At 70.6% G+C, this 15,080-nt stretch carries 15 protein-coding genes; 7 read left to right on the top strand and 8 right to left on the bottom strand.

Features of this window, described 5'->3' with window-relative positions; genetic code table 11:
- Positions 1-7 precede the first annotated feature (7 nt).
- Together ACQPZX_RS33510 and ACQPZX_RS33505 are read left to right on the top strand one after the other, a co-directional pair.
- Complete coding sequence (locus ACQPZX_RS33510) at positions 8-535, top strand: gamma-glutamylcyclotransferase family protein (protein WP_433364185.1); 528 nt, start codon at positions 8-10, stop codon at positions 533-535.
- Positions 536-575: 40 nt separating this feature from the next.
- Entirely contained in the window at positions 576-1,919 is a 1,344-nt protein-coding gene (locus ACQPZX_RS33505; RefSeq protein ID WP_433364182.1) for a serine hydrolase domain-containing protein, read from the top strand.
- A 28-nt stretch (positions 1,920-1,947) separates the two neighbouring features.
- Here the strand turns inward: ACQPZX_RS33505 and ACQPZX_RS33500 are convergent, their stop codons facing one another.
- From ACQPZX_RS33500 to ACQPZX_RS33465, 8 genes are all read right to left on the bottom strand, one after another.
- Entirely contained in the window at positions 1,948-2,475 is a 528-nt protein-coding gene (locus ACQPZX_RS33500; RefSeq protein ID WP_433364179.1) for a hypothetical protein, read from the bottom strand.
- 293 nt (positions 2,476-2,768) lie between these two features.
- A complete protein-coding gene (locus tag ACQPZX_RS33495; protein ID WP_433384968.1) occupies positions 2,769-3,839 on the bottom strand; it encodes an IS110 family transposase in 1,071 nt (356 codons plus the stop codon).
- A 557-nt stretch (positions 3,840-4,396) separates the two neighbouring features.
- The gene (locus tag ACQPZX_RS33490) at positions 4,397-5,560 is read right to left on the bottom strand and encodes an acyl-CoA dehydrogenase family protein (RefSeq protein WP_433364176.1); all 1,164 of its coding nucleotides are present in this window, start codon (positions 5,558-5,560) and stop codon (positions 4,397-4,399) included.
- A gap of 3 nt (positions 5,561-5,563) precedes the next feature.
- The gene (locus tag ACQPZX_RS33485; RefSeq protein ID WP_433364173.1) at positions 5,564-6,727 is read right to left on the bottom strand and encodes an acyl-CoA dehydrogenase family protein; all 1,164 of its coding nucleotides are present in this window, start codon (positions 6,725-6,727) and stop codon (positions 5,564-5,566) included.
- Positions 6,728-6,736: 9 nt separating this feature from the next.
- On the bottom strand, positions 6,737-8,764 hold the full coding sequence (locus ACQPZX_RS33480; protein ID WP_433364170.1) for an acetate--CoA ligase family protein: 2,028 nt from the start codon (positions 8,762-8,764) through the stop codon (positions 6,737-6,739).
- Positions 8,761-8,946, bottom strand: a complete 186-nt coding sequence (locus tag ACQPZX_RS33475; protein WP_433364167.1) for a ferredoxin — start codon at positions 8,944-8,946, stop codon at positions 8,761-8,763. Before ACQPZX_RS33475 ends, ACQPZX_RS33480 begins: the two co-directional genes overlap by 4 nt.
- Entirely contained in the window at positions 8,943-9,992 is a 1,050-nt protein-coding gene (locus tag ACQPZX_RS33470) for an NADH-ubiquinone oxidoreductase-F iron-sulfur binding region domain-containing protein (protein ID WP_433364164.1), read from the bottom strand. The genes ACQPZX_RS33475 and ACQPZX_RS33470 overlap by 4 nt, the downstream gene beginning before the upstream one ends.
- Positions 9,989-10,384: a hypothetical protein gene (locus ACQPZX_RS33465; RefSeq protein WP_433364161.1), complete on the bottom strand. Its 396-nt coding sequence runs from the start codon at positions 10,382-10,384 to the stop codon at positions 9,989-9,991. The genes ACQPZX_RS33470 and ACQPZX_RS33465 overlap by 4 nt, the downstream gene beginning before the upstream one ends.
- 137 nt (positions 10,385-10,521) lie before the next feature.
- On the opposite strand from ACQPZX_RS33465, the gene ACQPZX_RS33460 reads away from it, so the two are divergent.
- From ACQPZX_RS33460 to ACQPZX_RS33440, 5 genes are read left to right on the top strand one after another with little or no spacing between them, the layout of a single operon-like run.
- Positions 10,522-11,649: an aromatic ring-hydroxylating oxygenase subunit alpha gene (locus ACQPZX_RS33460; protein WP_433364159.1), complete on the top strand. Its 1,128-nt coding sequence runs from the start codon at positions 10,522-10,524 to the stop codon at positions 11,647-11,649.
- Positions 11,646-12,272, top strand: a complete 627-nt coding sequence (locus tag ACQPZX_RS33455; RefSeq protein WP_433364156.1) for a TetR/AcrR family transcriptional regulator — start codon at positions 11,646-11,648, stop codon at positions 12,270-12,272. The genes ACQPZX_RS33460 and ACQPZX_RS33455 overlap by 4 nt, the downstream gene beginning before the upstream one ends.
- A complete protein-coding gene (locus ACQPZX_RS33450) occupies positions 12,259-13,389 on the top strand; it encodes a polyamine ABC transporter substrate-binding protein (RefSeq protein WP_433364153.1) in 1,131 nt (376 codons plus the stop codon). The genes ACQPZX_RS33455 and ACQPZX_RS33450 overlap by 14 nt, the downstream gene beginning before the upstream one ends.
- Positions 13,390-13,399: 10 nt before the next feature.
- Positions 13,400-14,281, top strand: a complete 882-nt coding sequence (locus tag ACQPZX_RS33445; protein ID WP_433364150.1) for an ABC transporter permease — start codon at positions 13,400-13,402, stop codon at positions 14,279-14,281.
- Positions 14,271-15,071: an ABC transporter permease gene (locus tag ACQPZX_RS33440; RefSeq protein WP_433364147.1), complete on the top strand. Its 801-nt coding sequence runs from the start codon at positions 14,271-14,273 to the stop codon at positions 15,069-15,071. The genes ACQPZX_RS33445 and ACQPZX_RS33440 overlap by 11 nt, the downstream gene beginning before the upstream one ends.
- Positions 15,072-15,080 lie beyond the last annotated feature (9 nt).

The following is a 15,080-nucleotide window of genomic DNA, read 5'->3' as shown; positions in this document are numbered from 1 at the left end:
TGCAGCCATGGCCGCCGTTTTCGCGTACGGGTCGCTGGTCGCGCCCGCCACCATCGCGGAGCTCGTGGGCCGGCCGGTCGGCCGGGGACGCGACTACGCCCGCGCGCGGCTGACCGGATGGTCCCGGACCTGGAACGTCTGCACCGACAACACGCTGGACGGCCCGGTGGTGTACGAGGATCCCGCCAACGGCCGCCGCGCCCCGATCCAGGTGCTGTTCCTGGCGATCGAGCCGGGCGACTCGGTCGAGGGCGTGCTCATCCGGATGTCCGACGACAGGCTGCCCGCGCTGGACGCCCGGGAGGGCAACTACCGGCGGATCAGCGTCGACGTCGACGGGTTCGGCCCGGCCTGGACGTACGTCGCCAAGCCCGAGAGCGGCGAGCGCGCGCGGCGCGGCATCGCGGCGGGCACCGCCCGGATCCGCCGGGAATACCTCGACGCCGTCATCGCGGCGTGCGCCTGCCATGAGGGCATGCCGGCGCCGTTGCCCCTGCCGGCGCCGGTCGTGGGCCTGACCCGCATTCGGCGCTGAGGGCCGCATCCGGCGCCGCAGAGCCGGTACGGTCGTCGATATGACGCTGCTGCCGGACCTTCAGCAACTGATCGATCGGGCCGCCGGCCGCCATGGGGTGCCCGGGGCCGCGATCGCCGTCGGCGCCGGCGGTGAGCTGGCCGAGGCGGCCACCGGGGTGGTCAACCGCAACACCGGGGTCGAGGCCACCCCCGACAGCGTGTTCCAGATCGGATCGGTCACCAAGGTCTGGACGGCGTCGCTGGTGATGCAGCTCGCCGCCGAGGGCCTGGTCGACCTGGACGAGCCGGTTCGCCGCTACCTGCCCGAGTTCGGCGTGCTCGACGAGAGCGCGAGCGTGTCGGTGACCGTGCGCCAGCTGCTCTCGCACACCGGTGGGTTCGACGGCGACCTGTTCGAGGACACCGGGCGCGGCGACGACGCCATCGACAAGCTGATCGCGTTCATGCGGGCCAACGCCCGCCAGGTGCACCCGCCGGGCGCGATGTTCTCCTACTGCAACGCCGGCTACTGCGTGCTCGGCGCCCTGATCGCCAGGCTGCGCGGCACGACGTGGGAGGCCGCGCTGCGCGAGCGGATGATCGAGCCGCTCGGCGTCACGCAGATGGCCCTGTACGCCGAGGAGGCGGTGCTGTTCCGCGCCGCGGCCGGGCACATCGGGGAGTCGCAGAGCGTCTTCCCGCGCTGGCAGTTGCCGCAGTCGAACGCGCCGGCCGGTTCCACGCCCTGCGCCGCGCCCCGCGAGCTCGTGCGCCTCGGCCGGATGTTCCTCGCCGACGGCGTCGCGGAGGACGGCACGCGGGTCCTCCCGGCGGGCACCTTCGAGGCCATGCGGACCCCGCAGGTCACGTTGCCGGACATGGGACCGCGCCCGGCGTACGCGTGGGGCCTGGGTTTGATGATCTTTGATTGGAACAGCGTGCCGTTGATCGGTCACGACGGGGGCACGCCCGGCCAGACCACCACCTGGCGCATCGTGCCCGACCGGGACGTGGTCGCCGCCGTCAACGTGAACGGGGGACCGGCGTGGGCGTTCATCGACGAGGTGCTGACGGAAGTGCTGGAGGCGGTCGCCGGGGTGAAGATGCCGGCGCGCGTGACACCGCCGACGACGCCGGTGCCGTTCCGTCCGGTTGCCGGCCGCTACTCCGTGCCGCTGGCCACCTACGAGGTGACGCCCGTCGACGACGGCCTGGAGGTCACCGCGATCCCGAAGGGTTTCGCAGCCCAGGTCGACGGCGAGGTGAAGACGGTCCGCTTCCTGCCGCTGGGCGGCGACCGCTTCGTCGCGGCCGAGCCCGACGAGGGCGTGCACCCGCAGATCGCGTTCCTCCAGGACGGCCGCTACCTCTACACCACCCGGGCGGTGCCGCGCGAGGAGTGAGGCCCTGCGTCGCAGTGCGGCGGCGAGCTCAGGGCGTCGCGGTGCAGTGCGCGTCGACGCGGTCGGTGAGAAGGTCTTCCGGCGTCGGGTAGCGGCGGTGCAGCCCCGCGAGGACGTGCTCGAAGGCGAAGCGGCTGAAGGGGGCCTTCCACATCCGCGCGACGGATGCGCGCACCGTGGCGGCGAACTCGGCCGGCCAGCGCACCGTGTGCAGCGCCTTCACCGTATTGGTGTCCCGGTCGACGAGCACGATCTGCACGACCCCGTTCCGGTCGACGCCCGGCGGCCCTTCGTCGGCGTCGAGATGCGGCGAGTACGGCACCTGCGACCAGGACAGAATCGGCCCCAGCCGGTAGAGCAGCACCCCCGCGTCCGCCCCGTCAACCCACGCGAACTGCGTCGGGGCCGTCGTGACGGCCTCGACCTCCAGCTGGTGCGGGTGGCTCAAAAAGATCATCAACTGTACGGGTTCGCCGGCCGGCATGGTCAGGGCGGCGCCGGTCGGCCAGTTGACGTCAGGATCGAGCTGGCTGCCCACCTCGACGGTCACGTGCACAGGCCGAGCGTATCCGCGAAGCGGCCCAAAGGAGGCGGATTCGCCTACTGCGCGCCTGGTTTGCCCGCAGCGCCGCCGTCTCGGTCCCGCAATGTGGCGCCGATGCCCACTTGACGGGACGCGCTTCCACATTCCGGCGGCCCGTCCCGGTGAGCGGGCAGCGCGTCCGCCATGCGAGACGAGCGTTTGCGTCGTGCCGGAAATATCCGCCTAAGTCCACCAGAAGTTGATCGAGCGCACTTAGGGCTGATGACTTCCCGTTCGCAGCAGACAGCAAGACGCTCCTATAGATGTCAAGCGGCGGGTTCGTGGGTGTTGGTGGTGATGAGTTGGTAGAGCTCGCGGGCTATGTAGCGTTTGAGGCAGCGGATGATTTCTTTTTTGGACAGGCCGTCTTTGGTGCGGCGTTGCGCGTAGGCGCGGGTGTTGGGGTCGCTGCGGAGCCGGACGATGGCGACGCGGTGGAGGGCGGCGTTGGCTTGGCGGTCGCCGCCGCGGTTGAGCCGGTGCCGGCGGGTTTTGCCGGACGAGGCGGGGATCGGCGCGACGCCGCAGAGCATGGCGAACGCGGCTTCGCTGGTGAGTCGCTGGTGGTTCTGGCCGACGGTGACCAGTAGTTGACCGGCGATGTCGGTGCCGACGCCGTGGGCGGCGGTCAGGGCCGGGTTGATCGCGGCCACCAGGGGTTTGAGCAGGCTGTCCAGGTCGGTGATCTCGGCCGTCAGGTGCTGGTGGCGGCGGGCCAGCGAGCGCAGGGCGATTTTGGTGGCGGTGGCCGGGCTGGCGGCGTCGGCTCGGTCCGGCCGCAGGTTCGCGCAGGTGCCGATCAGTTCTTTGACGCTCAGCTCGCGGAGCCGGGCGCGCAGCTGGTCGTCGGCGGTGACGATCAGGGCTTTGATCTGGCGTTGGGTGTCGGCGCGCTGGTCGATGGCGCTGCGCCGGGCCAGCCGCAGGTGGCGCAGGGCCTCGACCTGGCCGTCGCGTTGTTTCGGCAGGCCGGTGCGTTCGCCGGCCAGGGCGGTCTTGGCCGCGGCGATGGCGTCGATCGGGTCGGACTTGCCCTGTGACCGGCGGGTCTTGCGGTCCGGGCGGTCGACCTCGATCACCTCAACGGCCGCGGCGCGCAGCCGGCGGGCCAGCCCGGCACCGTAGACGCCGGTGCCCTCGACGCCGACCCGCCACAGCCGGCCGTGCCCGCGCATCCAGGCCAGCAACGCCTGATAGCCGGCCGCCGTGGCCGGGAACTGCTCGGTGCCCAGGACCCGCCCGACCAGGTCGATGACCGCCGCGGTGTGAGTGTCCAGGTGGGTGTCGACGCCGCCGACGACATCGAAAAGGGCCGGGTCAGGTGTAATGGAGGGCATCGTCGTCCTGTCGTTCGTGACTGTGGGCAGGGCGGCACGCACCGGCCGGGCAACGATGGACAAGACAGAGATGGGGCCTCTGGCCAGGCTCCTATGAAGTCACAACGCCACGACCCGGCACGTGCACGAGCACCTCCCGACCGGAGCCGACAAGTCTTACGAAGGACCCGAAGTCAGTCATCAAGCGGGTCAGACCCCGGCGGGAGGTGCTCACCCACCATCATCTCTGTCATCAAGATTCACCCAGAGTCCCGCCGCGGCGGGCGAGCGCGGGCGGCGGGGTGCGGCAGGGCGGGCGGCGGGGTGCGGCAGGGCGGGCTGCAGTCGGCGATGGCCGTGACGGGCGGTGCTTAGCGTGGCCATGCAGGGAGCCGGGCCATGGCATCCCAGCCCGGCCGCCGATGACCGGGACGGGCCGCGCTCAGCCCGGCCATGCAGGGAGCCGGGCCATGGCATACCGTGCGCGGCCGCCCAAGCACCGTGACAGGCCGTGCTCAGCGTGGCCATGCGGGGGACCCGGGCCACCGGCGATGACCGCGACCGGCCGCGCTCAACCGCTAGCCGGCGGCGGGCAGGTCCAGCACTCCCGTGCCGCGCTTGATGAGCTCGTTGGCGATGACGAGCCGCTGGATCTCGCTGGTGCCCTCCCAGATCCGGTCGACGCGCAGCTCGCGATAGAGGCGCTCCACCGGATTCGTGCGGTCGTACCCGCGCCCTCCGAAGATCTGCAAGCACCGGTCCACCACCCGGCCGGCCGCCTCGGAAGCGGAAAGCTTGGCGATGGAAGCCTTCGCGTGCAGCGTCTTCCGGTCGGTCCCGTTGTCGGCCTCCCAGGCGACCTGATGGGTGTAAGCCCGATTGGTAGCGATGTCGACAGCCGAATCGGCGAGCATCCCCTGGATCAGCTGATAAGAAGCGATCGGCGCCCCGAACTGCTCCCGGGAAATCGCCCAGTCCCGGGCGAGCGACAACGCCCTGGAAGCAGCCCCGATGGTCCGGGCCGCGATCATCAAGCGCTCCTCGGTGAACCAGGACCGGGTGATGTCGTACCCCTGCCCGATCGAGCCGAGCACCTGAGAGTCCGGCACGAACACGTCCGTGTAAGTGAACTCGGGATGCTCGTACACGAAGGTGTGCATGAAGCGCGGCACGCGCGCCACCTCGACCCCCGGCGAATCCCGCTCGACCAGAAACAGCGTCGGCTGCCCCTCGGCCAGCGCCAGCAGGATCTGGAAGTCCGCATGGTCGCCGACCGTCACGAACCACTTCTCGCCGTTGATGAGCCAGCCGCCGTCGGTCCGGGTGGCGGTGGTCGCAAGAGCCTGCGGATCCGACCCGGCCCCCGGCTCGGTGACGGCATAGCAGTCCCGCCGCTCCCCGTTGATGACCGGGATCAAATAGCGATCGCGCTGGGCCGGAGTGCAGAACCGCAAAGCGTTGGCGGGCCGCCACACCATGTCCCACAGCGCCCCCGTGAGCTTGCCCAGTTCCTCTTGAACGATGACCTGCTCGGTGATGGTCAGCCCGGCCCCACCCCACTCGGCCGGCATGTTGATGGCCTGCAACCCCGCCGCGAGCACCTCCTTGGTCACCTCGGCGTGCACCGGCGCGGGCAGCCCGTTGTTCTCCTCGCAGGCGAGCTCATACGGCTCGATCTTGTCGAAGAGGCCGCGCGCGGCATCCCGAAGCGAAGACTGGCGGGGCGTATAGCGAAAGTCCATCGATCAGTTCCATTCCAGAGAAGAGGTCCCACGTTTGATGAGCTCGTTGGCGACGATGAGGCGCTGAATCTCGGACGTGCCTTCCCAGATCCGGTCCACGCGCAGCTCCCGATAGAGGCGCTCGACCGGGTGGGAACGGTCGTATCCCCGCCCACCGAAAATCTGCAGGCACCGGTCGACCACGCGCCCGGCCGCCTCGGAGGCGGAAAGCTTGGCGATGGACGCCTTGGCGTGCAGCGTCTTGGCGTCCGCGCCGTTGTCGGCCTCCCACGCGACTTGATGGGTGTAGGCCCGGTTGATGGCAATGTCGACGGCCGAATCGGCGAGCATGCCCTGGATCAGCTGATACGAGGCGATCGGCGCCCCGAACTGTTCCCGGGAAATCGCCCAGTCCCGCGCGAGAGAAAGAGCCCGCGAGGCGGCTCCCACGGTCCGGGCCGCGATCATCAGCCGCTCGTCCGTGAACCAGGAGCGGGTCAGTTCGTAGCCCTGCCCTACCGAACCCAGCACATCGTCATCGGCCACGAACACGTCGGTGAACGTGAACTCGGGATGCCCGTTGACCGCCGTGTGCATGAAACGCGGCACCCGAGTCATACGCACTCCCGGGCTGTCCTTGGCGACCAGGAAGATGGTGGCCAGCCGATCGGGCCCCGCATCGGCTTGCACCAGCAGGAAATCCGCGATGTCCCCGCACGTGACGAACCATTTCTCCCCGTTGAGCAGCCACCCGCCATCGACGCGGGTCGCCGTCGAGGTGCCCGACGCCGGATCCGATCCCGCCCCCGGCTCGGTCACCGCGAACGCGTCGAATCGCTCCCCGCGCAAAATCGGCAGCAGATATTTCTCGCGCTGCGCCGGCGTACCGAAAGCCAGCACGTTCGAGGGCCGCCAAGGAATGTCCCACAGGCAGTTCGTCGCCTTGCCGAATTCCTCCTCGACAATCACCTGGTCGACCAGCGACAGCCCGGCGCCACCCCACTCGACGGGCATGTTGATGCCGTACACGCCGTATTCCATGGCCTGCCGCGTCAGCTTCCGCACGGTCTCGGCCGGCAGCGGCCCGCCCGCCATTTCCGACTCTTCCTCGTGCGCCATCAGCAGCGCGGTGTACTCCGCCGCCCGCCTTTTCAGGTCGAGCTGCTCGGCCGAATAGGAGATATCCACGGTGCTCCTTCACAGAATCACGCGGGCGTCCAGGGCGAGCGCCCCGTCCGGAGAGGCCAGCAGGGGGTTGATCTCGATCTCGGCGATCTCGGGATGCGCCGCCGCCACCCCGGCGAGAGCGGCCACCGTCCGGGCCGCAGCATCAAGATCCACAGGCGATTTATCCCGTACGCCGTGGAGCAGCGCCGCCGTCCGCAATCCTTCGAGCAGTTCCCGCGCCCGCCGGGCGTCGACCGGCGCGAGGGCGAACGCGACGTCCCGCAGCACTTCGGCGTAAACCCCGCCCAGCCCCACCATCAGGACCGGCCCGAACCGCGGATCCCGCCGAACTCCCGCGATCAGCTCGACCCCGTCGTCCAGCACCGCCATCCGCTCGACGGAGTAGGGCATGTCCCCGAGCCGCGCACGCATCTCGCGAAACGCCACCGCCAGCTCCTCGGCGTCACTCACCCTGAGCGCGACGCCGCCGGCATCAGACTTGTGCAACAAACCAACGGCCTTCAGCGCGTACGGCCCGGCAAGCGCCCCCGCCGCGCGACGCACCCCGTCCTCGTCCCACACTTCGCGCGCTTCCGGAAAAGCCACCCCGGCCCGCTCGAGCAGCCCCCGCACCGCGAAGTACCCGCCGTCGGCGATCGGCTCCGCGGCCGGCGGCAGCGGCGCCACCGAGGGCGTCCGCGCGGCCGGCGTCACGGCGGCCAAGGCCCGGGCGGCGTCCTCGATCGCGCCGAACACCGGCACCCCGGCCGCGGCCAGCACCCGGCACGAGGGCGACTCCGGGTACATCGACTGCACGACGACCGGCGTCTGCCCGCAAGCCGCCGCCACCGCGAGTTGCTCCGCCGCCGACAGCTCGAGCCGGCCCAGCGCGCCCCCACCGACCGAGTAGCCCCCGAAGTAGCCCGTCATTAGCACAGCGTCGACCTCGGGCGCGGCGATCAGCGTCTCCACCACCGCCGGATACGAGGCCGGGTCCTGCTCGCCCATGCCGGCCAGATCGACCGGGTTGCCGACCGCCGACGGCCCCCACAGCCGTCCCCGCAGCGAGGCCTGCAACGGCGCCGACAGCTCGGGCACCGTCAGCCCCGCCGCCTCGGCGACGTCGGCCGCGATCGAGCCGTGCCCGCCGCCGTCGGTGAGCACAGCGGTCCGGCGCCCGGTCGCGCGGTGGACGCCGGACAGCGCCTCGAGGAGCACGGTCAGATCCCGTACGGTGGCGGCCTGATGGATCCCCGCGTCCCGGCACGCCGCCGCGACCACGTCGGCCGGGCTGGTCATCGCGCCGGTGTGCGAGGCCGCGCCGCGCGCCGAGGCGGCGCCGCGACCGGCCGACAGCAGCACGATCGGCTTGCTCGTCGCGGCGGCCGCCTCGGCGAACGCGCGGCCGTCCGCGAAGTCCTCGGCGTAGACCGCGATCGCCTGGGTGCCGTCGTGCCCGGCGCAGGAGGCCAGCAGGTCGACCAGGGTGACGTCGGCCTGGTTGCCGTACGAGACGAACCGGCTCATCCCCAGGCCGCGCGCGGTCAGCCGCAGGCCCAGCTCGAGCGCGAGGTTGCCGCTCTGGCTGAGGAACGCGACCCGGCCCGGTGTGAAGGCGTCGGAGGCGAGGTAGACCTCGGTGGTGTTGTCCACCAAGCCGAGGCAGTTGGGCCCGACGAGCGCCGCTCCGGCCGCCCGTACCCGGTCGGCGATGGCCCGCTGCCGGGCCCGCCCATCGGCGCCGGTCTCGCCGAATCCCGCGGTGATCCCGACGATGGCCCGCGCGCCCTGGGCGAGGGCGTCGTCCACCGCCTCCTCGAAGTACTGCTCCGGCACGGCCACCACCACCAGGTCGACCGGCGCGCCGACCTCGGCCAGCTTCCGCGCGGTGGGCCGGCCGAGGACCGTGCCGCCGCGCCGGTTGATCAGATGCACCGGGCGCCGCCGGCCGGCCCGCAGCGCCTGCCGGGCGACGGCGTGCCCCCACTTGGCGGGGTCGTCGGACGCGCCGATGATCGCGACGGCGGCCGGGTCGAAGAGCGCCGACAGGTCCCTCATGAGCGCAGCGCCTGGGCCGGGCAGGCCTCGATCGCGGCGCGGGCGGCCCGGTCGTCGTCGGGCGAGGTCGGCTGGCGGGTGATCGCGGCGTAGCCCCACTCGTCCAGGTCGACGAGCTCGGGCGCTCGCTCGTGGCACAGCCCGTATCCCTGGCATTTGGTGGAATCGACCAGCAGCTTCATGCGCACACCCCTTCGGTGGCGTTCAGATCGACGGGAACCCGGCAGGCCGCGCAGCCGGGCACGAGATGCCGTCGCACGGCGGCGGGAAAGACGCTGAGCAGGGAGGAGGCCAGCCGGGCGGCGGCGTCCGGCAGCCCGCACGCGCCCCGGCCCGGCAGGCGTGCGGCCCGGGTGGCGAGCAGCTCGAGGTCGGCCGCGGTGACGGTTCCCGCGCGCAGGCCGGCGACCGTGGCGGCCAGCGCGTCGGTGCCGCGGATGCAGGCGCCGCACTGCCGGGCGCTCTGCCCGGCGAGGTAGTCGAGCGCGGCGGCGGCCACCGCCACCGGGCAGTCGTCCGGCCCGAGCACGCGGAACGCCCCGCACCCGAGGGCGCTGCCGAGCCCTTCGTGGGAAACCTCGACGTCGAGCGCGGTCCGGAAACCGCCGAAGAGCCCACCGGCGAGCACGGCCTGCACGGGACCGGAGAAGTGCGCTTCGACCAGCGCGCGCAGCGTCGTGCCGGGGCGGACCTCGTGCAGGGTGGCCGGGCGCCCGGCGCCGGTCAGGGTGGCCAGCAGCGGGGGCTCGGCCTCGCCCGCGACGCGCCGGGCCAGCCGGGCCAGCGACTCCACGTTGAGCACCAGCACGCCCTGCTCGTAGGGGCGCGGCGGCTTGGCCATCGGCAGCGCGGGCCCGCCGTCGAGCACCCGGACGATCGAGGTCTCCTCGCCGGCGACGTAGCGGGGCGCGACCCGGATGATCTCGACCTCGGGCGGCGCCACCGCCCGCACCGAGACCTCGGCGGCGGGGTCGGAGAGGTAGACGACTGACCGGTCGGCCGCGATCGCGATCGCCGCCAACCGCAGCCCTTCCAGGACCAGTTCGGGTCGCTCACGCAACAGCCAGCGGTCCTTCATGGACCCCGGCTCGCCTTCCTCGCCGTTGGCCACCGCGACCCGGGTGGTCGGCACCGCTCGCACGGCGGTGAGCTTGGAAGCAGTGGGAAAACCGGCGCCGCCCCGCCCGCGCAACCCAGCGGCCAGCTCGATGATTTTTGCCGGATTCATCGTGACTCCAGGCGCAATAGGGCGTCGTCGAGAGCGGCCCGCTGCGCGCCGGTGCGCTGGTAGCCGGGGCCGGGCAGGCCGATGAGCATGCGGTGGTGGTGGCGGATGACGTCGCCGACCTCACGCGCCGTGTGTGGATCCCCGGGACCGCCGTCGGCAACGGCGACGACGAGGGTCGTGAGCTCGCCGAGATAGCGGAGCCAGCGGCGCGGCGTGCCGTGCAGGATGAGCCGCTCGACCCGGCCGCGTTCGGCGATCTCCAGATCGGCCACTGAGGTCCCTGAAAAACGAGCATGACGCAGCCGGGCCACGTGCCCAGGCAGCAGGCGCTCGGGATCGGGGGTGAGCCCGAGCCAGGCGAGGCGGCGGTTCCGGCCGCTGAGAGCGCGCATGCTCCGAAGCTAACTAACTAATCAGTCAGCGCGCAAGAGGCGAGTTTTTCGACTGTCAACCCGCATGGCTGTGGCTCTTGACACATCGACGAGATGGTGGCTAACTAACCAATCAGTCAGCACGGGAGAGGTGTCCGATGCCCGCCGAGGCCCTGCATCCGCGGTACTACACCGGCCATGACCTGTACGAACGTGAGCAGGCGGCCGTCTTCGACCGGTCCTGGCAGCTCGTCTGCCACGAGTCCGAGCTCGCGAAGCCCGGCGACCGGCTGGTCGCGACGGTGGGCCGGCACGAGGCGATCGTGGTCCGCACCGAGGACGGCACCCTCGCGGCGCATCGCAACGTCTGCCGCCACCGGGCCGCCCGGCTGGTCGACGGCCCCGGCAACGCCGCCGCGTTCCGCTGCCCGTACCACGGCTGGACCTACAAGTTGGACGGCTCACTGGTCGGCGCCCCGGAGAACCGGCAGTTCCCCTGCCTCGACAAGGAGAAGCTGGGCCTGCTGCCGGCCAAGGCCGACGTCTTCCTAGGCTTCGTCTTCGTCAGCCTCGACCCCGACGCGGTGCCGCTCGGCGAGCAGGCCCCCGAGATGGAGAAGCGGTTCGGCCGCTACTTCGCCCCGGGGCTGTACCCGATCACGAAGTACCGCATCCACCAGGTCGCCGAGGCCGAGGTCCAGCGGGCCAACTGGAAGGTCGCGGCCGACAACTACCTGGAGGGCTACCACGTCCCGGTCGCCCATCCGGCGCTGATGCGGCTGCTCGACTACAAGCGCTATTCGGTCGAGATCGATCACGCGTACGCGTTGTTCGAGGCGCCCCTGCGCGAGCAGCCCTCGGCCAACTGGCTGGAGCGCCTCTACCAGTGGTCGGTCACCCGGATGCCCGGCCTGACCCCGGACGACGACGGCATCTGGCGGTACCTGTTCCTCTACCCGAACACGATGCTCGAGATGTACCCGGACATGGTGCTGGCGTGGACCATCGTGCCCCGCGCGGTGGACCGGGTGGCGGTGCCGGGCGCCTGCTACGGCCGGGCCGGGCAGGGCCTGCGCACCCGCCTCGCGCAGCGGCTCAACATCCGGATCGGGGACATCACCAACGACGAGGACGCCGACCTGGTGGCCCGGGTCCAGACCGGCCTGGCGACCCCCGGGTACGAGATGGGGCCGCTGTCGCAGCGGGAAGGCGCGGTCGCCTGGTTCGCCGACCGGATACGGTCCGATCTTGCCAGGTCCACCCTGTCCGAAGGTGAGCTTCCATGATCGACGCCGCGCAGACCCGTACGAACATCCTCATCGCCGCCTGCGAGACGATCGCCGAGATCGGCTTCGAGAAGGTGCGCATGCGCAACGTCGCCGAGAAGGCCGGCGTGTCCACCGCGCTGTTGCACTACCACTTCTCCAACCGCGAGAAGCTGTTCCAGGAGGCGTTGCGCTACACCTTCGAGACCGTGGGCCGCGAGGAGTACGAGGCGCCCGCCCCGGCCGAGAACCCGTACGCGTGGCGGCTGGCCCGGATCATCGACAGCAGCCTGCCGATCGACGAGGAGACCCGCCGCGACGGCCTGCTCTGGCAGGAGCTGTGGCTGCGCGCCGCGCGCGACAAGGAATCCCGCGAGTTCACCCATTGGCTGTACGCCGAGCTGCGCGACTGGATTCGCGGCGTGATCGCCGACGGCGTCGCGGCCGGCAGCTTCGGCCCCTGCGACCCGGCCAAGGTCGCCGATCTCGTGCTGATCCTCACCGACGGCTACTCCGTCCACCTGACCTTCGGTGACCCGGCCGTCGACCTGCGGGCGGCGGAGACCACAATCTGGCGCCTGGTCAGCGCGGAGCTCGGCCTCACCATTCCGTTCCCCCGGAGGCATCCCGATGAATCGTCGTGACCTGTTCAGATACGCCGGGCTGCTCGGTGGCGCCACCGCGCTGGCCCCCCTGGCTTTGGGAGGCTGCGGCTTCGCCTCGTCGGAGGCGCCGGCCGCCGTCGAGGAGTCGCAGGCCCCGCCGATCGAGATGAAAGTCGACGGCGACCTCGTGTACTTCAACTGGGCCGACTACATCGACCCGGACGTCAAGGCGGGGTTCGCCAAGGAGTACGGCGTGAAGGTCATCGAGTCCAATTTCGACTCGATGGAGAGCATGACTTCCAAGCTCGCCGCCGGCAACGCGTACGACGTGATCTTCCCGTCCGACAAGTTCGCCGAGCGGCTGGTCAAGGCGGGCAAGCTGCGCGCGATCGACCATGCGCAGCTCAAGGGGGCGGAAGGCGTCTTCGGCGCCTACGCCTACTTCCAGAACCCCTGGTACGACAAGAACTCCGCGCACACCATCCCGAACACGATGTACAAGACCGGGGTCGGCTGGCGCAAGGACAAGCTCGGCGACAAGCTCACCGGCTCCTGGCAGGACCTGTGGGACCCGCGGGCCAACGGCAAGAAGTTCCTGCTCGACGACCGGGACGAGGTGCTCGGGCTGGCCGCGCTGCGGCTCGGCTACGACATCAACACCGCCGACCCCGCCCAGCTCGACAAGATGGTGGCGCTCATCAAGGAGCTGCGCCCGAACCTGCGCGGCTTCTCCAGCGACACCACCCACAACCTCTCGGGCGGCTCGTCCTGGCTGCAGCAGATGTGGAGCGGCGACATCGTCGCGGTCATCGGGCAGGCCGACAAGCCCGAGGTCTATGGCTTCGAGTCGCCCAGCGAGGGCGCGCCGACCGGCTCCGACACCTATGCGATCCCGGTGGACGCCAAGCACCCGGGCACGGCGATGCTCTTCATCGACTACATGCTCCGGCCGGAGAACGCGATCAAGAACATCGAGTACATCGGCTACCCGATGCCGATCAAGGGCACCGAGCAGGCGTACGCGAAGCTGGTCGAGCCCGTGCCGGAGTCGGTCGTGTCGGTCGACGACCTGGCCAAGGCCATCAACTTCCACAACGGGACGGCGGCCGAGACCCAGGCCCGGGACGCCGCCTACACCGAGATCAAGGCGGCCTGAGGTGGTGGCCGTGCTCACCCGGCCCCCGGCCGTCCGGGCACCCAAGCGCCCGCGGCGCCGGCGGACCCGATTGTGGAGCCTGCTGACGCTGCCCGGCACGATCTGGATGTCCGTCTTCTTCCTGTCGGCGCTGCTGCTCACCATCGCGTTGTCGTTCGGCGTGACCGACGACCTGGGCAACCCGCATTTCGCCTCGACGCTGGCGAACTGGGCCCAGCTCGCCGAGCCCGCGTACGCCAAGGTGATCGTCCGCTCCTTCCTGTACGCGGGGCTCGCGTCGGTGATCTGCCTGCTGATCGCCTACCCCGTGTCGTACGTGATCGCCCTGCACGGCGGCCGTTTCAAGCACGCGCTGATCGCCGCGATCGTGGTCCCGTTCTTCGCCAACTACCTGGTGCGGATGTACGGCTGGTCCACCGTCCTCGCCGACGACGGCCCGGTGCTGCGCGCGGCCCGCGCGATGGGCGCGCCGGCCTCGATCCAGATCCTCAACACCGGCTTCGGCGTGGTCGCCGGGCTCGTGTACGGCTTCGTCGTCTTCATGATCCTGCCGCTCTACGCGGCGATGGAGCGGATGGACGTCTCGCTGATCGAGGCCGGCCGGGACCTGTACGGCGGCCCGCTGCGCACGTTCCTGTTCGTCACCGTCCCGGCCACCCGGCAGGGCGCGCTCGCCGGCCTCGTGCTGGTCTTCCTGCCCGCGACGGGCGATTTCGTCAGCGCCCAGCTGCTCGGCGGCCCGAACCAGATCATGATCGGCAACCTGATCCAGCAGAAGTTCTTCGATGGTCAGAACTGGCCGTTGGGCTGTGCGCTGACCGTACTCCTGATGGCGCTTTTGATTGTCGGTCTGTCCGGATATATCAGACAAAGTAGGCGCGATGAGACGTAAGCCTTGGTTCGCGATCGGGGTCACCGTCGCCTTCTTCGGGGTGCTCTACCTGCCGATCATCGTGGTGGCGCTGTTCTCCTTCAACGCGCAGAAGTCGCTGACCGTCTTCAAAGGCTTCAGCCTGCGCTGGTACCGCGCGTTCTTCGCCGACCAGGACCTGATCGGCTCGCTCGGCTTCAGTCTGCGCATCTCGGCGGTCGCGATGATCGGCTCGATCGTGCTGGGCGTCGCGCTCGCCCTCGGCATCGTGCGCTCCCGCGGCAAGCTCGGCTCGGCGGCCGGCCTGGTGCTGCTGATCCCGCTGATCACGCCGGAGATCGTCACCGGGGTGGCCTCGGCGATGCTCTTCCGGGGCGTCGGCCTGCCGCTGTCGTCGGGGACGGTGATGCTGGCCGAGGTCACCTTCTCCATCTCGTACGTCACGGTGATTTTGCGGTCCCGGGTCGCGGCTCTCAACCCGGAGATCGAGGAGGCCGCTATGGACCTCGGCTGCAGCCGGCTCCAAGCCGTACGCCTGGTCACCCTGCCGGCGCTGCTGCCGGCCATCGTGGCCAGCGCCATCCTGATCTTCGCGATGGTCTTCGACGACTTCGTCCTGGCCTACTTCACCACCGGCGTCACGCCGCAGCCGCTGCCGGTCCGGATCTACTCGGCGATCCGGTTCGGCGTCCAGCCCACCATCAACGCCGTCGGCACCGTGATGCTCGTCGGCTCCATCGCCCTGATCGGCCTCGCCCTGCTCGTGCCGCGGTTCTTCGGCCGCCGCGAGAGCCTCAGCCAGCTCCTCTGAAGGAGGTCC

This window comes from Actinoplanes sp. CA-142083, assembly GCF_050942195.1.
GTDB lineage: Bacteria > Actinomycetota > Actinomycetes > Mycobacteriales > Micromonosporaceae > Actinoplanes.
The sequence above is the reverse complement of the archived record's forward strand: the minus strand, read 5'-3'. Positions and strand labels throughout refer to the sequence as shown.